Origin of the sequence: Streptacidiphilus sp. EB129, assembly GCF_041262645.1 — a bacterium.
Classification (GTDB): Bacteria; Actinomycetota; Actinomycetes; order Streptomycetales; family Streptomycetaceae; genus Streptacidiphilus.
On sequence record NZ_JBGCCS010000031.1, the window covers coordinates 59633 to 78193 of the forward strand.

General features: G+C 71.0%; 12 protein-coding genes and 1 pseudogene. 8 read left to right on the forward strand and 5 right to left on the reverse strand.

The features are described 5' to 3' along the window. Positions 1–253 precede the first annotated feature (253 nt). Both ABH925_RS29265 and ABH925_RS29270 read right to left on the reverse strand, forming a co-directional pair. Positions 254–1144, reverse strand: a pseudogene (locus ABH925_RS29265) (PAC2 family protein); the annotation flags it as partial. 192 nt (positions 1145–1336) lie between these two features. Beyond that, positions 1337–2314, reverse strand: a complete 978-nt coding sequence (locus ABH925_RS29270; protein WP_370152691.1) for a hypothetical protein — start codon at positions 2312–2314, stop codon at positions 1337–1339. Positions 2315–2548: 234 nt separating this feature from the next. On the opposite strand from ABH925_RS29270, the gene metH reads away from it, so the two are divergent. From metH to ABH925_RS29290, 4 genes are all read left to right on the forward strand, one after another. Further along, positions 2549–6064 carry a methionine synthase gene (metH, locus tag ABH925_RS29275; RefSeq protein ID WP_370152693.1) on the forward strand — a complete coding sequence of 1172 codons (3516 nt, stop codon included), beginning with the start codon at positions 2549–2551 and terminating at the stop codon, positions 6062–6064. A 114-nt stretch (positions 6065–6178) separates the two neighbouring features. Then, the gene (locus tag ABH925_RS29280) at positions 6179–6886 is read left to right on the forward strand and encodes an HAD family hydrolase (protein ID WP_370152742.1); all 708 of its coding nucleotides are present in this window, start codon (positions 6179–6181) and stop codon (positions 6884–6886) included. Between the two features lie 431 nt (positions 6887–7317). Continuing rightward, a complete protein-coding gene (locus tag ABH925_RS29285) occupies positions 7318–8946 on the forward strand; it encodes an ABC transporter substrate-binding protein (RefSeq protein WP_370152695.1) in 1629 nt (542 codons plus the stop codon). A 412-nt stretch (positions 8947–9358) separates the two neighbouring features. After that, positions 9359–11017: an ABC transporter substrate-binding protein gene (locus ABH925_RS29290; protein ID WP_370152697.1), complete on the forward strand. Its 1659-nt coding sequence runs from the start codon at positions 9359–9361 to the stop codon at positions 11015–11017. Between the two features lie 92 nt (positions 11018–11109). Here the strand turns inward: ABH925_RS29290 and ABH925_RS29295 are convergent, their stop codons facing one another. Both ABH925_RS29295 and ABH925_RS29300 read right to left on the reverse strand, forming a co-directional pair. After that, positions 11110–11781, reverse strand: coding sequence for a response regulator (locus ABH925_RS29295; RefSeq protein WP_370152699.1), 672 nt, complete (start codon positions 11779–11781; stop codon positions 11110–11112). A gap of 12 nt (positions 11782–11793) precedes the next feature. Next, positions 11794–12720, reverse strand: a complete 927-nt coding sequence (locus ABH925_RS29300; RefSeq protein ID WP_370152701.1) for a RecB family exonuclease — start codon at positions 12718–12720, stop codon at positions 11794–11796. 174 nt (positions 12721–12894) lie between these two features. Between ABH925_RS29300 and ABH925_RS29305 the strand changes: the two genes are divergently transcribed. From ABH925_RS29305 to ABH925_RS29315, 3 genes are all read left to right on the forward strand, one after another. Beyond that, positions 12895–14076, forward strand: coding sequence for a site-2 protease family protein (locus ABH925_RS29305; RefSeq protein ID WP_370152702.1), 1182 nt, complete (start codon positions 12895–12897; stop codon positions 14074–14076). A gap of 88 nt (positions 14077–14164) precedes the next feature. After that, a complete protein-coding gene (locus tag ABH925_RS29310; RefSeq protein WP_370152704.1) occupies positions 14165–15094 on the forward strand; it encodes a tRNA (adenine-N1)-methyltransferase in 930 nt (309 codons plus the stop codon). Between the two features lie 354 nt (positions 15095–15448). Further along, a complete protein-coding gene (locus tag ABH925_RS29315; RefSeq protein WP_370152706.1) occupies positions 15449–16069 on the forward strand; it encodes a hypothetical protein in 621 nt (206 codons plus the stop codon). Positions 16070–16095: 26 nt separating this feature from the next. On the opposite strand, the gene ABH925_RS29320 is transcribed toward ABH925_RS29315, so the two are convergent. Then, positions 16096–16383, reverse strand: coding sequence for a ferredoxin (locus ABH925_RS29320; protein ID WP_370152708.1), 288 nt, complete (start codon positions 16381–16383; stop codon positions 16096–16098). 285 nt (positions 16384–16668) lie between these two features. On the opposite strand from ABH925_RS29320, the gene arc reads away from it, so the two are divergent. Then, a complete protein-coding gene (gene arc, locus ABH925_RS29325) occupies positions 16669–18435 on the forward strand; it encodes a proteasome ATPase (RefSeq protein ID WP_370152709.1) in 1767 nt (588 codons plus the stop codon). Positions 18436–18561: the final 126 nt, after the last annotated feature.

Genomic DNA, 18561 nt, shown 5'->3' on the forward strand with positions numbered 1-18561 from the left:
TGAGGGACCATGGATCGCTCAACGGGTCGAAAGTATGAAAAAGGGTCAGATCTCGGCATCGCCCGGACCGGCGTTCGTACCCTGTTTTCACGGAACGTTAACTGGGGCGAGATTCGAGCAGTATTCGAACGCCCGCCTGGCGCACCTGCCGGACCCGCAGCCGATCAGCTGCTCCGTTCACTCGGACCGGGCAGGCACGGGCCCGCGGCCCGCGCCTGCCCGGTCCGTTCCGGTGATCCGGCGGTCACTCCCCGGAGTCGCCCTCGCTGGCCTTGCCGGGCCCGGACTCGTGCCGGGGCGGGTGGTTGTCGCGCCGCTTGAGATAGCGCTCGAACTCCCGGGCGATGGCCTCGCCGGAGGCCTCCGGCAGTTCGGCGGTGTCCTTGGCCTCCTCCAGCTGCTGGACGTACTCGGCCACCTCGCTGTCCTCGGCGGCCAGCTGGTCCACCCCCAGCTGCCAGGCCCGCGAGTCGTCCGCCAGCTCGCCCAGCGGGATCCGCAGGTCCAGCAGGTCCTCGACCTTGTTCAGCAGCGCCATGGTGGCCTTGGGGTTCGGCGGCTGCGCCACGTAGTGCGGCACCGCCGCCCAGAAGGTCACCGCCGGGATGCCCGCGTGCGCGCAGGCCTCCTGGAGCACCCCGACGATCCCGGTCGGACCCTCGTAGCGGCTCTCCTCCAGGTCCAGCGTCTGCGCCAGGTCCCCGTCCGAGGTGACCCCGCTGACCGGGACCGGCCGGGTGTGCGGGGTGTCCCCGAGCAGCGCGCCCAGGATGACCACCATCTCCACGCCCAGCTCGTGGGCGATGGCCAGCAGCTCCTGGCAGAACGAGCGCCAGCGCATGCTCGGCTCGATCCCGCGGATCAGTACCAGGTCCCGCGTCTTCGGCTCGGTCACCCGCACCACCGACAGCCGGGTCGTCGGCCAGGTGATCCGGCGCACCCCATCGTCCAGCCAGACGGTCGGCCGGTTCACCTGGAAGTCGTAGTAGTCCTCCGCGTCCAGCGCGGCGAACACCTTGCCCTCCCAGATCTCGTCCAGGTGCGACACCGCGGACGAGGCCGCGTCCCCGGCGTCGTTCCAGCCCTCGAACGCGGCCACCATGACCGGGTCGACCAGCTCGGGCATGTCGTCGAGCTCGATCACCAGGGCCTCCCTCCACACCTTTGCCGTGGAACGGCTGGTTCCACGGACTGTTAAGTGCCCAAGCCTACGGCGAAGCATGCCCGCGGCCGGGGCGACCTGCGGCATTGGAACAGTTCAGCGCCGGGGCGGCGCCCGGCCGGCGCACGCCCGGGGGCAGGTCGGGCGCCGGTCCCGGGCGCCTCCGGGGCGCGGTCACCGGACCCAGTCCCGGCGGTAGGCGGACCAGTCCGCGCCGGTCGCGGTGTAGTCCACGTAGAGGGCCACCCCGAAGGCCGGCCGGCCGTCGTCGGCCAGCCGGACCCCGCGGATCGCGGCCGCCACGGTCTCCGCCGACGCCCGGTGGGTCGGGCTGTCGGTGTGGTACGCGGGCAGCCCGATCAGCAGGTCCACCCCGCGTGGCACCGCCCCCAGCGCCAGCCTGGTCTGCTGCTGCTCGTACCCGGCGAACAGGCTCGGCGTCGGCATCGCGGTGTCGTAGGCCATCACCGCGACCTGGTCCACCCGGTGCGCGACCTGCGCCAGGTACTCGGCCGACCACCACTTCGGATAGTTCGTCAGCAGGCCCGCGATGCCGTGCAGCCCGGGCAGCGGATCGGTCTGCGGCACCGCGACCGAGAGCAGTCTGTGCCGCTCCGAGGTCACCCGGCGCAGCTGCCCGAGCTGGTCCAGGAAGTTCCCGTCGCCCGAGTGGACCGGCTCCAGGTCCAGGTGCACCCCGTCGAAGCCCAGGTCCAGGACCTGCCGGGCGGCCCCGGTGAGGTCCGCGGTGGCCAGATCCATGCCGGGGCCCTCCGCGGAGCCCACCACGTCACCCAGCCAGGACAGCACCCGCACCCCGGGCAGGGCCCGGTGCAGTGCCGTGACCAGCCAGCCGGCCCGCGGGTACAGGCTGGGGTCGAGGGTCCCGTCGTGGTTCAGCGGCCCGGTGTGGACGAACAGGTCCCGCACCCCGGTGCCGCGCAGCTGGGCGGCCAGCGCGGTGACGTCCTGCGGGCCCTTGCGTCCGTCCACCCAGGCGTGCCCCAGCCAAAGCGCGTCCGCGCCGCGGGTCCTGGCGGACGCCGGAGGCGTCCCCAGGGCGTTGTACTCCAGCCCGCCCACCAGTCCCAGCACACTGCCCAGCAGGGCCAGCAGCAGCGTCCCCGCGATCCGAACGGCCCAGTGCCGCATGGTCACCTCCCGCAGGCACGACTCGCCGGGGCGGCGGATGGTTCCCGGCCGCACCGCCGTCGGCCTTCCGGCGGACCGGATGGCGGACCGGACGGGGGAGCGTCCTGGCTGCCCACGCGCCCGGGTGTCCACGCGCTGAAACCCCCGAGCAGCACCCGGGAGCCACCGACTAGGCTGAAGCCCGCGCCCAGCAGCGCGAGTCGACAGCCGTCGCACCCAGGGAGCCGCAGGACCATGACGACCAGTCTTCAGCAGACCGCAGCCCAGCAGACCGCAGCCCAGCAGCGGGCCGATGCCCTCCGCGAGGCCCTCGCCTCCCGCGTCGTGGTCGCCGACGGTGCCATGGGCACCATGCTGCAGGCCCAGGATCCGTCGATGGACGACTTCCAGGGGCTGGAGGGCTGCAACGAGGTCCTCAGCGTCACCCGTCCGGACATCGTCGCCGGCGTGCACCGGGAGTACTTCGCGGTGGGCGTGGACTGCGTCGAGACCAACACCTTCGGTGCCAACCTGTCCGCCCTGGGCGAGTACGACATCCCGGAGCGGATCTTCGAGCTGTCCGAGGCCGGTGCCCGGGTCGCCCGCGAGGTCGCGGACGAGTTCACCGCCGCCGACGGACGCCCGCGCTGGGTGCTGGGCTCGATCGGCCCCGGCACCAAGCTCCCCTCGCTGGGCCACCTGCCCTACGCCGACCTGCGTGAGGGCTTCCGGCTGAACGCGGCCGGTCTGATCGCGGGCGGTGCGGACGCGCTGCTGGTGGAGACCAGCCAGGACCTGCTGCAGACCAAGGCGGCGGTGCTGGGCGCCAAGCGGGCGCTGCGCGAGGCGGGCCTGGACCTGCCGGTGATCGCACAGGTGACGGTGGAGACCACCGGGACCATGCTGCTGGGCTCTGAGATCGGTGCGGCGCTGACCGCGCTGGAGCCGCTGGGTGTGGACCTGATCGGGATGAACTGCGCCACCGGCCCGGCCGAGATGAGCGAGCACCTGCGCTACCTGGCGAAGAACGCCACGGCGGGCCTGTCCTGCATGCCGAACGCGGGGCTGCCGGTGCTGGGCAAGGACGGTGCGCACTACCCGCTGTCGCCGGCCGAGCTGGCCGACGCCCACGACATGTTCACCCGGGAGTACGGGGTGGGCCTGGTGGGCGGTTGCTGCGGCACCACGCCGGAGCACCTGCGCGCGGTGGTGGAGCGGGTGCAGGGCCGCCCGGTGGTGACCCGCGACCCGCGTCCCGAGGCCGCGGCCTCCTCGCTCTACCAGGCGGTGCCGTTCCGCCAGGACACCTCCTACCTGGCGATCGGCGAGCGCACCAACGCCAACGGCTCCAAGAAGTTCCGCGAGTCGATGCTGGCCGGCGACTGGCAGGCCTGCGTGGAGATCGCCCGCGAGCAGATCCGCGACGGCTCGCACCTGCTGGACCTGTGCGTGGACTACGTCGGCCGCGACGGCGTCCAGGACATGAAGAAGCTCGCCGGGCTGCTGGCGACCGCCTCGACGCTGCCGATCGTGCTGGACTCCACCGAGCCGCAGGTGCTGGAGGCCGGACTGCAGATGCTCGGCGGCCGGGCGGTGCTGAACTCGGTGAACTTCGAGGACGGCGACGCGGACGACTCCCGCTACGGCCGGATCGCGGCGCTGGCGCAGGAGTACGGGTCCGCGCTGATCGCGCTGACCATCGACGAGGACGGCCAGGCCCGGACCGCGGCGAAGAAGGTCGAGATCGCCGAGCGGCTGATCGAGGACCTGGGCCGGCGCTTCGGCATCGCCGAGTCCGCGATCCTGGTCGACTGCCTGGCGTTCACCCTGGGCACCGGCCAGGAGGAGTCGCGCCGCGACGGTATGGAGACCATCGAGGCGATCCGCGAGCTGAAGCGGCGCCACCCCGACGTGCAGACCACGCTGGGTCTGTCCAACATCTCCTTCGGCCTCAACCCGGCCGCCCGGATGGTGCTGAACTCGGTCTTCCTGCACGAGTGCGTGGAGGCCGGCCTGGACTCGGCGATCGTGCACGCCTCCAAGATCCTGCCGATCGCCCGGATCCCGGAGCAGCAGCGCGAGGTCGCCCTGGACCTGGTCTACGACCGCCGCCGCGAGGGCTACGACCCGCTGCAGCGCTTCCTGGAGCTGTTCGAGGGCGTCAGCGCCGCCTCGGTGCGGGCCGGCAAGGCCGAGGAGCTGGCCGCGCTGCCGCTGAACGAGCGGCTGCAGCGCCGGATCGTGGACGGCGAGCGCAAGGGCCTGGAGGCCGACCTGGACGAGGCGCTGGGCGTGCTGCCGGCCCTGGACATCGTCAACACGGTGCTGCTGGAGGGCATGAAGACGGTCGGCGAGCTGTTCGGCTCCGGCCAGATGCAGCTGCCCTTCGTGCTGCAGAGCGCCGAGGTGATGAAGACCGCGGTGGCCCACCTGGAGCCGCACATGGAGAAGTCCGACGCCGAGGGCAAGGGCACCATCGTGCTGGCCACGGTCAAGGGCGACGTCCACGACATCGGCAAGAACCTGGTCGACATCATCCTGTCCAACAACGGCTACACCGTGGTCAACCTGGGCATCAAGCAGCCGGTGTCGACCATCCTGGACGCCGCGCAGGAGCACCGCGCGGACGTGATCGGGATGTCCGGGCTGCTGGTCAAGTCCACGGTGATCATGAAGGAGAACCTGCAGGAGCTGAACCAGCGCGGCATGGCCGCCGACTTCCCGGTGATCCTCGGCGGCGCCGCGCTGACCCGCGCCTATGTCGAGCAGGACCTGCACGAGATCTACCAGGGCGAGGTGCGCTACGCCCGCGACGCCTTCGAGGGCCTGCGGCTGATGGACGCGCTGATCGCGGTCAAGCGCGGGGTCCCCGGCGCGGTGCTGCCCGAGCTCAAGCAGCGCCGGCACGCCCGGGTCGAGGTCGAGGAGCCGGAGGAGAGCACCACCCGCTCCGACGTGGCGCTGGACAACCCGGTGCCGGTGCCGCCGTTCTGGGGCGACCGGATCGTCAAGGGCATCGGCTTCAACGACTACGCCTCCTGGCTGGACGAGGACGCGCTGTTCAAGGGCCAGTGGGGACTGAAGGCGGCGCGTACCGGCGGCCCCTCGTACGAGGAGCTGGTGGAGACCGAGGGGCGGCCCCGGCTGCGGATGTGGATGGACCGGCTGCAGACCGAGGGCCTGCTGGAGGCGGCCGTGGTCTACGGCTACTACCCGGCCGTCTCCCAGGGCAACGACCTGGTGGTGCTCGGCGGCACGGACGGCACCGACGAGCAGGCCCGGTTCACCTTCCCGCGCCAGCGGCGCGGACGCCGGCTCTGCCTGGCGGACTTCTTCCGTCCCGAGGAGTCGGGGGAGAAGGACGTGGTGGCCTTCCAGGTGGTCACCATGGGCAACCGGATCGGCGAGGCCACCGCGAAGCTCTTCGCCGGCGACTCCTACCGCGACTACCTGGAGCTGCACGGCCTGTCGGTGCAGCTCGCCGAGGCCCTGGCCGAGTACTGGCACGCCCGGGTCCGCGCCGAACTGGGCTTCTCCTCCGAGGACCCGAAGGAGATGCGGGACGTCTTCGCGCTGAAGTACCGCGGCGCCCGCTTCTCGCTCGGCTACGGGGCCTGCCCGGAGCTGGAGGACCGCGCCAAGATCGCCGCGCTGCTGCGCCCGGAGCGGATCGGGGTCGAGCTCTCCGAGGAGTTCCAGCTGCACCCGGAGCAGTCCACCGACGCCATCGTGATCCACCACCCGGAGGCGAAGTACTTCAACGCCCGGTAACCCGCCGGGCACGGCGGCTCCGCCTGCCTGCCGGGCCGTGGCAACCGCGGGAGCTTATCCTGGTCTGCCCTGACTCCCTTCCGGGGTCGGGACGGACCAGGAAGCAGCGTGCCCGTGACCACCTTCGCCACCGCCACCGCCCTCGACGACGCCACCACCGGTCTGCAGGCCGTCCTGCTGGACATGGACGGCACCCTGGTGGACACCGAGCACTTCTGGTGGGAGGCCGAGTCGGGCCTGCTGGCCGAGCTGGGGTACCCGGTGGACCCCTCCGCCCGCGAGGGCGTCGTCGGCGGGCCGATGAGCCGGGTGGTGGAGCACCTGCTGAGGGTCAGCGGGGCGCCGCTGAGCCCGGAGGCGCTCGGCACCATGATCAACGACCGGTTCGCCCAGCTGGTCGGCGACGGCGTGCCGGTCTGTCCCGGCGCCTTCGAGCTGCTGGACCAGCTCGCCGCCGCGGGCGTGCCCACGGCGCTGGTGTCCGCCTCGCACCGCCGCATCATCGACCTGGTGCTGGGCACCCTGGGCGCGCACCGGTTCGCCTTCTCGGTGGCCGGTGACGAGGTCGCGCGCACCAAGCCGCACCCGGACCCCTACCTGCTCGCAGCGGCCCGGCTGGGGGCCGACCCGGCCCGCTGCGTGGTGGTGGAGGACGCGCCCACCGGGGTCGCCTCCGCCGAGGCGGCCGGCTGCCGGGTGGTCGCCGTGCCGTCGATCGCCACGATCGCGCCGGCCCCCGGGCGCACCGTGCTGGCCTCGCTGGAGCAGCTCGACCTGGCCCTGCTGCGCAGCCTGGTGCCGCCGTCGAACGGCGCCGCCTGAGAGCTTCGCATTTCGATTTCACCGGGCGGTGCCGTTCGACGGGCTGCCGGGCGGTCCCGCCTGACGTTCTGTCCAGGTTCCGCCTGGTAAGACTGCCTCAAAAGTTTCGCCTGAAATGTCGGCCTGACGGCCCATCAAGATCACCAGCTGCTAACAACAAATCGGGCATTCGTCACCAAGACATGCCAATAAGCCCTGGATGTGACCAACTCAGGGTGAGGGTGAGGTGGGAGCATCCAGTCGCGTGTGGCACGCTAATCCCCGTGCACCCGTGTGCCCCATTTTCGACACCACTCACCGTGGTGTCGTACTGGCGCGCGATTCCCTCGCACCACGCTGTCGCAGCCCGCGGTCGACCGACCTGAGGCCGTGGCGCGGTCGTTCGACATCCGGCCCGGTGCCACAGCGCCGACCAGGACACGAAGGAAGTCATGTCAGTAGCGAAACGACTCGGGACGCTCGGCTGCGTCACCCTGCTCGCGACCACTGCAGCCTGCGGTTCCTCCGCCTCGACCGCGGCCAAGGGGGTGCCTTCCACCTCGATCACCATGGGCACGATCGCGGCCTACAGCAGCCTCGACCCGGCCGGCGCGTACGACTACGGCTCCTGGCTGCTGTACTACAACATCTACCAGGGCCTGATGAGCTACAAGCCCGGTGCGAACGTGCCCACCCCGGACGCCGCGAGCGCCTGCGACTTCGTCGGCACCGGCTACACCACCTACCACTGCACCCTGCGCTCGGGCCTGACCTTCTCCAACGGCGACCCGCTGGACGCCAGCGCGGTCAAGTTCTCCTTCGACCGGGTGGTGAAGATCGGCAAGGAGAAGGCCGACAACGGCTCCCAGGTCAGCGGCCTGCTCAGCACCATGAAGTCGGTCCAGGTCAGCGGCGCCTCGGACATCACCTTCCAGCTGACCACGGCCGACGCCACCTTCCCGGACCGGCTGGCCTCCGGCGTCGGCGAGATCGTGGACCCCAAGGTGTACTCCGGCACCGCGCTGAAGACCGGCACCGACGTGGTCGGCTCCGGCGTCTACAAGCTGGACTCGGTGCAGACCAAGCCCGGCGCCAAGGGCCCGGTCCCGGCCTCGGTCACCCTGTCGGTCAACCCGAACTACCACGGCGCCGCGGCCTCGGTCGCCAACTCCAGCTTCACGCTGAAGTACTACGACACCGCCGCCCAGGTGAAGAGCGCGCTGGACAGCGGCCAGATCGACCTGAACGCCGGCAACGACCTGCTCCCCTCCGACGTGATCGCGCTGCAGAACGCGCAGACCCTGGGCAAGGGCCTGCAGGTGGTCGAGGGTGACGGCACCAACACCCGGATGCTGGTGCTGAACACCAGGACCGCGCCGTTCGACAACCCCACCGTGCGGCAGGCCGTCGCCTGGCTGATCAACCGGGACGCCATCGTCCGGGACGCCTACCAGCGCACGGTCACCCCGCTGTACTCGGTGATCCCGCAGGGCATCAGCGACCAGAGCAGCTCCTTCGCCAACATCTACGGCAGCGAGCCGGCCAAGCCGGACACCGTCAAGCGGCTGCTCAAGGGCGTCAGCCTGCCGATCCGCTTCCCGCTCACGTACACCGCGAACTCCGTCGCCGGTGCGGCCGAGGCCGAGGCGATCAAGAAGTCGCTGGAGGTCGGCGGGATCTTCAAGGTCACCGTCACCAGCGTTCCCGACCTCGGCGCGCTGAACACGCTGTGGGGCACCGGGACGCTGCCGGCCTCCACCACCGGCTGGGAGCCGGACTACCCGGACCCGGACGACTTCGTGTCGCCGTTCCTCGGCGACCCGGGAACCTTCGGCAACCACTACGCCAGCCCGAAGATCGCCGACGAGCTGACCCCGCAGAGCCTGAGGCAGCCCAACCGGGCCGACCAGTCCGCGGTGGACACCTTCAAGAAGATCCAGGACCAGATCGCCACCGACGCGCCGCTGATCCCGCTGTGGCAGAACAAGCAGTACATCGTCACCCAGGCCAACGTCACCGGGGTTCCCCTGACGCTGGACGCCGCCTCGATCGTCCGGTTCTGGCTGATCGGCAAGAGCTGACCGTACACCAAGCGATACCGAGGGCACCCCTGGGGTGCCCGACCCCGAGGGCCGGCCGGAGCATCCACGCTCCGGCCGGCCCTTCGGCGTCCGGGGCGCTCAGGTTGTGAGTCAAGGTAACTACCTGCTAACGCCAAATCGGTCATCATCGGCCAAGTCGGAGCAATCAGTGTGGCTTTGCCGAACCCTGGGTGAGGGAGCAGTGCACGGTTGCGGAATGGTGTGGCACGCTACAGGCCATCGAACCTCTGCGCGGTCCGTACGACACCACACGCGGTGATGTCGCCGTAGCGCGCGACACCCTCACGCCCCGCTACTGCAGCCCGCGGTCGACCCTCGTCCGGGGGCTGTGGCGCGGTCGTACGACCTCCGGTCCGGCGTCCACAGCGCCGGCCAGGACGCAAAGGAAGTCATGTCAGTAGCGAAACGACTGGGGACGCTCGGCTGCGTCACCCTGCTCGCGACCACTGCCGCCTGCGGTTCCTCAGCCTCGACCGGCGTGCGGGGCGCGCCGGGCGTCAGCATGACGATGGGCACCCTGGAGCCGTACGCCAGTCTCGACCCGGCCGGGGCGTACGACGACGGTTCCTGGATGGTGTTCTACAACGTCTACCAGGGCCTGATGATGTACCAGCCCGGTTCCAACACGCCCACCCCGGACGCCGCGAGCGCCTGCGCCTTCGTCGGCAGCGGTTTCACCACGTACCACTGCACGCTGCGGCCGAACATGACCTTCTCCAACGGCGACCCGCTGGACGCCGCCGCGGTCAAGTTCTCGTTCGACCGGGTCGTGAAGATAGGCACCGAGAAGAACCCCGACGGCAGTCCCGCGGACAACGGCACCGCCGTCAGCACCCTGCTCAGCACCATGAAGTCGGTCGAGGCCGACGGCACCTCGGACGTCACCTTCCACCTGAACACGCCCGACGCCACCTTCCCGGACCGGCTCGCCTCCGGTGTCGGCGAGATCGTCGACCCCAAGGCCTACTCCGGCACGGCGCTGCTGAACGGCACCGGACTGGTCGGCTCCGGCGTCTACAAGCTGGACTCGGTGGACTGGAAGACCGACGCCAAGGGCAACAAGACCCCGGCCGGGGTGCACCTGTCGCTGAACCCCAGCTACCAGGGCGGGGCCAGCAAGCCGCAGAACACCAGCGTCACCCTGAACTACTACGACACGCCGCAGCAGGTGATGGACGCCCTGACCAAGGGCGCCATCGACCTGAACGTCACTCAGGACCTGCTGCCCAGCGACGTGTTGAACCTGCAGAACACGCAGACGCTGGGCAAGGGCCTGCAGCTGATCCAGGGTGACGGCACCACCACCCGGATGATGGTGCTGAACACCAAGTACGCCCCGTTCGACAAGCTGGCGGTCCGGCAGGCGGTGGCCGAACTGGTCGACCGCGACGCCCTCGCCCGCGACGTCTACCAGCGCACGGTCACCCCGCTCTACTCGGTGATCCCGCAGGGCATCAGCGACCAGAGCAGCTCCTTCGCGGACAAGTACGGCGCCCAGCCGAAGAGCGCGGACGAGGTCAGGAGCCAGCTCCAGGCCAAGGGCATCAGCCTGCCGGTCAGCTTCCCGCTCACCTACGCCGCCAACTCGGTGGCCGCCAAGGCCGAGGCCGAGCAGCTCCAGAAGACCCTGGAGGCCTCCGGGCTCTTCAAGCTCTCGCTGGTGTCGGTGCCCAACGTCGGCGCGCTGAACACCCTGTGGTCCAGCGGCAAGCTGCAGGCCTCGATGACCTTCTGGCACCCGGACTACGCGGACCCGGACGACTACGTCTCGCCGTTCATGGGGGACCCCGGCACCTTCGGGAACCACTACAACAGCCCCGAGATCGCGAACACGCTGACCCCGGAGACGCTGCGCCAGCCGGACCGGGCCGACCAGTCCGCGGTGGACACCTTCAAGAAGATCCAGCAGGTGTTCGCCAACGACGCGCCGCTGATCCCGCTGTGGCAGAACAAGCTCTACATCGCCACCCAGGCGAACGTCACCGGCGCCCAGCTCACCCTGGACGCGTCCTCGACCTTCCGCTTCTGGCTGATCGGCAAGACCAGCTGACCGGCAGGGCCGGCTGACCACACGGCGGGCGGGGCGCTGCGACAGCGCCCCGCCCGCCGGCCGGTTCCGCCGGTTCCGCCGTTGCTGCCGGTTCAGCCGTTTCCGGGACGCACCAGGCCGCTCTCGTAGGCGAACACCGCCGCCTGCACCCGGTCGCGCAGCCCCAGCTTGGTCAGCACATGGCCGACGTGGGTCTTCACCGTGGTCTCGCTGACGAACAGCTCACCGGCCACCTCGGCGTTGGACAGACCCCGGGCCACCAGCTTCAGCACCTCGACCTCGCGGTCGGTCAGCGTCGCCAGCGAGGCCGGCGGCGCCTCCTCGCCGGACGGCAGCCGTCCCGCGTACATGTCCAGCAGCCGCCGGGTCACGCTCGGCGCCAGCATCGCCGCGCCGTCGGCGACCACCCGGATCGCCTGCACCAGCTCCTCGGCCGGGACGTCCTTCAGCAGGAAGCCGCTGGCCCCGGCGCGCAGCGCCTCCACCACGTACTCGTCCAGGTCGAAGGTGGTCAGCACCAGCACCTTGGCCGGTCCGTCGCGCCCCGGCCCGGCGATGCGCCGGGTGGCCTCCACCCCGTCCATCCGCGGCATCCGGATGTCCATCAGCACCACGTCCGGCTGCAGCGCCCGCACCTGGTCCAGCGCCTGCTGGCCGTCACCGGCCTCGCCGACCACCGCGATGTCGCCCTCGGCCTCCAGGATCATCCGGAACCCGGTACGCAACAGCGGCTGGTCGTCGACCAGCAGCACTCGGATCGCCACAACTCGCTCCACTCATTCGTCGCCCCCGTCAGCGGCGGCCGCCACCTTCAAAGGGTACGGGGGCGGCGTGCCACCGAACGCGGGGCACAGTGCCTTGAACGAGCACCAGTCGCAGAGCCGGTTCGGATTGGCCGGCCACTCGCCGCTGGCCAGCGCCCGCTGCACCGCCGCCCACAGCGCCAGCAGTTTGCGCTCCACCGCCAGCAGGTCGTCCGGGGTCGGGTCGTAGCTGACCAGCTGGCCGCCGCCGCCGAGGTACACCAGCTGCAGCCGGCGCGGCACCACGCCCCGCAGCCGCCACAGCACCAGCGCGTAGAACTTCATCTGGAACATGGCCTTGCCCTCGAAGTCCCGCGAGGGCGCCCGGCCGGTCTTGTAGTCCACCACCCGGATCTCGCCGGTCGGCGCCACGTCGACCCGGTCGATGTAGCCGCGCAGCCGCAGGCCCGAGTCCAGCTCGGTCTCCACGTAGAGCTCGCGTTCGGCCGGCTCCAGCCGGTTCGGGTCCTCCAGCCGGAAGTAGCCGTCCAGCAGCCGCTCGGCGTCCCCCAGCCAGCGGGCCAGCTCCTCGCCGTCCAGACCGGCGGGGCCGTCGTCGTTCTGGACGGGGCTGCCCTGCTGGACGGGGCTGCTCTTCTGGACGGGGAAGAGGTCCGCGAGCTCCGGCCGCTGCTCCAGCAGCCGCTCCCACTGCGGGCGCAGCAGTGCCCGGGCGGCCTCCGGCGTGCGGGCCCCGGCCGGGGCGTCGAAGAGCCGCTCCAGCACCGCGTGCACCACGGTGCCGCGGGTCGCGGCCGCGCTCGGCGGCTCCGGGATCCGGTCGATGACCTTGAGCCGGTACATCAGCGGGCAGGTCATGAAGTCCCCGGCCCGCGAGGGCGACAACGCCACCGGCGCCTCGGCGGGACGCACGGCGACTGCGGGCTCTGGTGCATGCATGCAGGCGAGCCTAAGGGGAGCGGGACGCCGGACACGACCCGCCGGCGGCGGCGCGGCACCGGCTTCCGGGATCGGCCCGCCCCGGGCGGGGTAGTACTCCTGGTGAAAGCGTTCAGGTGATCGCGTAGCGTGAGCCTGCACGGCAGGGCCGTGCCGTGGATCCGAGGGGGACCTGTGGCCGAGAACAAGGGGGACCGCCCAACCGGCGGGCTGCTGATGGGGCGCCCCTTCGGCGTGCCCGTCTACGTCACCCCGACCTGGTTCCTCATCGCCGCGCTGATCACCTGGATCTTCGGCGGCGAGATCGACACCGTGCTGCCCGGCCTGGGCCGGCTCCGCTACCTGGTGGCGCTCTTCTTCGCGCTGGCGTTCTACGGCTCGGTGCTGGTGCACGAGCTGGCGCACACCGTGGTCGCGCTGCGGCTGAAGCTCCCGGTGCGCCGGATCCAGCTGCAGTTCTTCGGCGGGGTCTCCGAGATCGAGAAGGAGGCCGAGACGGCCGGGCGGGAGTTCTGGCTCGCCTTCGCCGGACCGCTGCTGTCGCTGGTCCTCGGCGGCGTGTTCCTGCTCGGCCTGAGCCTGGTCACCGCCCGCACCGTGCCCGGGGTGCTGCTGGCGGCACTGATGCTCAGCAACTTCGTGGTGGCCGTCTTCAATCTGCTGCCCGGGCTGCCGCTGGACGGCGGGCGGATGCTGCGCGCGGTGGTCTGGAAGGTCACCGGCAACTCCATGACCGGCACCGTGGCCGCCACCTGGGCCGGTCGGGTGCTGGCGGTGCTGGTGCTGGTCGGGATGCCCGCCGCCGGGGCGCTGCAGGGGGTGTCCGAGAGCACCTCCACCATGCTGATCGACGCGGTGCTGGGCGCGGTGCTGGCCGCGATCATCTGGAACGGCGCGGCCGGCAGCCTGCGGGCGGCCCGGTTGCGCGAGCACCTGCCGGAGATCGGCGCCCGGGCGCTGGCCCGCCCGGTGGTGTGCGTCGCCTCCGACACCCCGCTCGCCGAGGCGCTGCGGCGGCTGGAACTGGTCGGCGCACGCGGCCTGGTGATCGTGGACGGGGCCGGTGCGCCCACCGCGCTGGTCCGCGAGCAGCTGGTGCGCACGGTCCCCGAGCACCGCCGCCCCTGGACCTCCTCGGGAGCGGTGGCCCGCTCGCTGGAGGCCGGGCTGCGGATCCCGGTCGAGCTGGCGGGGGAGGAGCTGCTGGACGCGCTGCGGGCGACTCCGGCGGCCGAGTACCTGGTGCAGGCGGCGGACGGCGCCGTGGTCGGGGTCCTCGCCGCGGTGGACGTGGAGCGGGCCTTCGCCCTCGCCATGGCCGGACTGTCACCGGTACCGGCCGCGTCGCAGGCCTGACACCGGCCGCCCTGGGGGCCCGAGCGGGCCCGAGCGGGCCCCAGCGGGCATGGTCGGCCGGCGCTGTGACCTCCCCTAGACTGGGCGCATGTCAGAACCGACCGGCGCAGCCCGCCGCCGCGGGCCCCTCCAGGTCGGGGATCAGGTCCAGCTCACCGACCCCAAGGGACGCCTGCACACCATCACGCTCGAACCCGGGAAGGCCTTCCACACCCACAAGGGCGCCTTCTCGCACGACGAGCTGATCGGGGCCCCCGAGGGCTCCGTGGTGCGTACCACCGGGAACATCCAGTACCTCGCGCTGCGGCCCCTGCTCTCCGACTACGTCCTCTCGATGCCGCGTGGCGCGGCGGTGGTCTACCCCAAGGACGCGGGGCAGATCGTCACCATGGCCGACATCTTCCCCGGCGCCCGCGTGGTCGAGGCCGGAGTCGGCTCCGGCGCGCTCAGCTGCTCGCTGCTGCGCGCGGTGGGGGACCACGGCTCGCTGTCCTCCTACGAGCGCCGCGAGGACTTCGCCGAGATCGCCAGGAACAACGTCGAGCGCTACTTCGGCAGCCCGCACCCGGCCTGGAAGCTGACCCTCGGCGACCTCCAGGACAACCTGGTCGAGACCGAGGTCGACCGGATGGTGCTGGACATGCTGGCGCCCTGGGAGTGCCTGGACGTGGCCGCCAAGGCCCTGGTCCCCGGCGGCGTGCTCTGCTGCTACGTGGCCACCACCACCCAGCTCTCGCGCACCGTCGAGGCGCTGCGCGAGCACGGCAACTTCACCGAGCCGCAGTCCTGGGAGTCGATGGTCCGGAACTGGCATGTGGAGGGCCTGGCCGTGCGCCCGGACCACCGCATGATCGGCCACACCGGCTTCCTGCTGACCTCGCGCCGGCTCGCGGACGGCGTGGAGCCGCCGCTGCGCCGCCGCCGCCCGGCGAAGGGCGCCTACGGCGAGGTGGAGGCCCCGGTGGCCCCGCAGCCGGGCCGCTTCCTGCGGATGGCCGAGGAAGCCGACCAGGACTGACGCACCCGCCTCCGCGGACGGGGGCACCGGGCGCCGCGACGAGCGGCGACTCCGGTGCCCCCGTTCCGCTGTGCCGGCGTCCTGCTGTACGCCGTCCTGCTCTTGCGCTGTTCTGCTGTGCGCGTGCTGTGCGGGGGCCGTGCCGTCGCGCGGCGGCGCGGGCAGCAGTGGCGAACCGCCGCGTCGTGACGTCCGGCCGAACATCTTCGGAAGGGCCCGCCCCGGGGGTCTCCGAGGGGGTCCGGGTGTGCGATTATGCTGCCCTCATCACCGGGCACCACCGCATCTCGGCACGCACCGCATGGCCCCACGCACCGCACTGCCCCCGCGAGGTCGCCCCGTCGCGGAAGGGGAGTGCCCACCGTGGTACAGCTGGACGCCAGGCCCGACGAGCATGCCCTGCAGCCCGAATCCATGCCGCCCGCTCCGCCCGGGCACGCCCGCAGCAGGCCGGTGCACTGGATCGGCACCGCCGCGGGTCTCGCCGCCGTCATCGCCGCCGCGCTCGCGGCCGCCCCGGCGGGCGCCTCGGTCGCCACCGTGAACGGCCCGCACGCCGTCCCCGCGGCCGCCGCGCCCAACCCGGCCGGGGTCGCGCTGCCGCTGGACTGCGCCGGCCTGCCGGTGAAGATCGACCAGAGCTTCTCCGCGGACCTCACCGGCAACGGCGACCTGGCCACCGTGGTCGCGGCCCGCTGCGACTCGCCCACCGGCACCCCGCCCGACGGGGTCTACGTGATCACTGCCGGAGCCGGCGGAGCGCCGCGGATCTCGGCCGTCCTGGTGCGGCCCGGCGAGGGTCTGAACGTCCGCTCGATGAGCCTGGGCGGGGACGGTTCGGTGCACGCCCGGATCGACGGCTACTCCTCGCCCGCGGTCCCGCGCTGCTGCGCCGATCTGCACGAGACCTACAGCTGGACCCGCAGCGGTACCGACTGGAGCCGGACCACCTCCGCCCCGTCCACGCAAGTGTGATCTTCGCCATAGGGCCCGGTGTCAGCTCACTCGGCGTCAGGTCCGTACACCTCGACTCGATCCCGGCTCCGCCGCACATGGATGCAGTCGCCGGGGCACTCCTTGGCCGAGTCGACCACGTCCTGAAGGACCGTCAAAGGCACCGGCACCGTGGCCCCGGGCGCGGCCAGCAACTCCTGGTCCGCGCCCTTCACATAGGCCAGGCCGTCGATGTCCAGCTCGAAGACCTCCGGCGCGTACTGCACACAGATGCCGTCGCCAGTGCACAGATCCTGGTCGATCCACACCTCAAGTGGCTCGTCCTGCGTGGACATTCCGCCCGCCGTTCCTGGTCGCCGGGCCACCCCGTGGGCGCCCGTTATTCCCGCCATCAGTACAGGGTTGGCACCCTGCCAGGCCAACACGATCGCTATTGACCCGATCGACTGTACACACGGCCGCTTCCCGCGCACTTCGAGTGGGTATCCCACTGGCGAGGGGACGTGCGCAAGGGTGAAGATCGGACACACCCCTTCCGACTTTCTGATCTAGGGGTTTCAACACTCCCAGGCACAGGTAGGGTCTGGAAGCGTTCAGCTCCCCCGGAGGAGGTGAGGACCGTGGCAGCCCACGACGACGACTACACCCGCGGCGGCAGGCCCGCACGGGGTTCTGAGGAAGCCCTCAGTCAGGTTTCCTTTCTTGAGCAGGAGATCGCTGTCCTGCGCCGTAAGATCGCAGACTCGCCGCGCCACACGAGGATCCTCGAAGAGCGCATCGTCGAACTGCAGACCAACCTGGCCGGCGTCACCGCCCAGAACGAGCGGCTGGCGTCGACCCTGAGGGAGGCCCGCGACCAGATCGTGGCCCTCAAGGAGGAGGTCGACCGGCTCGCGCAGCCGCCGGCCGGCTTCGGCACCTTCCTGAGCGCCAACGAGGACGGCACCGCCGACATCTTCACCGGCGGCCGCAAGCTGAGGGTGAACGTCAGCCCCAGCCTGCCGCTGGACGAGCTGCGGCGTGGCCAGGAGGTCATGCTCAACGAGGCGCTCAACGTCGTCGACGCGATGGAGTTCGAGAGCATCGGCGACATCGTCACCCTCAAGGAGGTCCTTGAGGACGGCGAGCGGGCCCTGGTCACCGGGCACACCGACGAGGAGCGGGTGGTCCGGCTCGCCGAACCGCTGCGCGACGTCATGCTGCGCTCGGGGGACGCCCTGCTGCTGGAGCCGCGCTCGGGCTACGTCTACGAGGTCGTGCCCAAGAGCGAGGTCGAGGAACTGGTCCTCGAAGAGGTCCCGGACATCGACTACGACCGGATCGGCGGCCTGGGCAACCAGATCGAGCAGATCCGCGACGCGGTCGAGCTGCCGTACCTGCACGCCGAGCTGTTCAAGGAGTACGAGCTGCGGCCGCCCAAGGGCGTGCTGCTCTACGGCCCCCCCGGCTGCGGCAAGACGCTGATCGCCAAGGCCGTGGCCAACTCGCTGGCCAAGAAGGTGGCCGAGGTCACCGGGCAGCCCCAGGGGAAGAGCTACTTCCTCAACATCAAGGGTCCCGAACTGCTGAACAAGTACGTCGGCGAGACCGAGCGGCAGATCCGCCTGGTCTTCCAGCGGGCCCGTGAGAAGGCCAGCGAGGGCACCCCGGTCATCGTCTTCTTCGACGAGATGGAGTCGCTCTTCCGGACCCGTGGGTCCGGCGTCAGCTCGGACGTGGAGAACACCATCGTCCCGCAGCTGCTCGCCGAGATCGACGGCGTGGAGGGCCTGGAGAACGTCATCGTCATCGGGGCCTCCAACCGCGAGGACATGATCGACCCGGCGATCCTGCGGCCCGGCCGGCTGGACGTCAAGATCAAGATCGAGCGCCCGGACGCCGAGGCCGCGAAGGACATCTTCAGCAAGTACCTGAAGAGTTCGCTGCCGCTGCACCCGGACGACGTCAAGGAGCACGGCTCCTCGGTGGACGCCACCGTCGAGGCCATGATCCAGGCCGTCGTGGAGCGGATGTACACCGAGACCGAGGAGAACCGCTTCCTGGAGGTCACCTACGCCAACGGTGACAAGGAGGTCCTGTACTTCAAGGACTTCAACTCCGGCGCGATGATCCAGAACATCGTCGACCGTGCGAAGAAGATGGCCATCAAGGACTTCCTCGACCACGGCCAGCGCGGCATGCGGGTCACCCACCTGCTCGCGGCCTGCGTCGACGAGTTCAAGGAGAACGAGGACCTGCCGAACACCACCAACCCGGACGACTGGGCCCGGATCTCGGGCAAGAAGGGCGAGCGGATCGTGTTCATCCGCACCCTGGTCACCGGCAAGCAGGGAGCCGACTCCGGTCGCTCCATCGACACCGTCGCCAACACCGGGCAGTACCTGTAGCCCCGCAGTACGGCAGTACCGCCACCGTCCGGCCGCGGGTGCGCCCGCGGCCGGACGGTTCGCGTCACGGCGCGGATCCGGCGGCCGAACGAACAACACCGGGCATCGATCTCCCGGTTGTCAGTG

Coding starts and splice junctions, on each gene's coding strand:
- ABH925_RS29290 (WP_370152697.1), top strand. CDS start 9,359: ATGTCAGTAGCGAAACGACTGGGGACGCTCGGCTGCGTCACCCTGCTC.
- ABH925_RS29300 (WP_370152701.1), bottom strand. CDS start 12,720: ATGCATGCACCAGAGCCCGCAGTCGCCGTGCGTCCCGCCGAGGCGCCG.
- ABH925_RS29310 (WP_370152704.1), top strand. CDS start 14,165: ATGTCAGAACCGACCGGCGCAGCCCGCCGCCGCGGGCCCCTCCAGGTC.
- ABH925_RS29285 (WP_370152695.1), top strand. CDS start 7,318: ATGTCAGTAGCGAAACGACTCGGGACGCTCGGCTGCGTCACCCTGCTC.
- ABH925_RS29270 (WP_370152691.1), bottom strand. CDS start 2,314: ATGCGGCACTGGGCCGTTCGGATCGCGGGGACGCTGCTGCTGGCCCTG.
- metH (WP_370152693.1), top strand. CDS start 2,549: ATGACGACCAGTCTTCAGCAGACCGCAGCCCAGCAGACCGCAGCCCAG.
- ABH925_RS29320 (WP_370152708.1), bottom strand. CDS start 16,383: ATGTCCACGCAGGACGAGCCACTTGAGGTGTGGATCGACCAGGATCTG.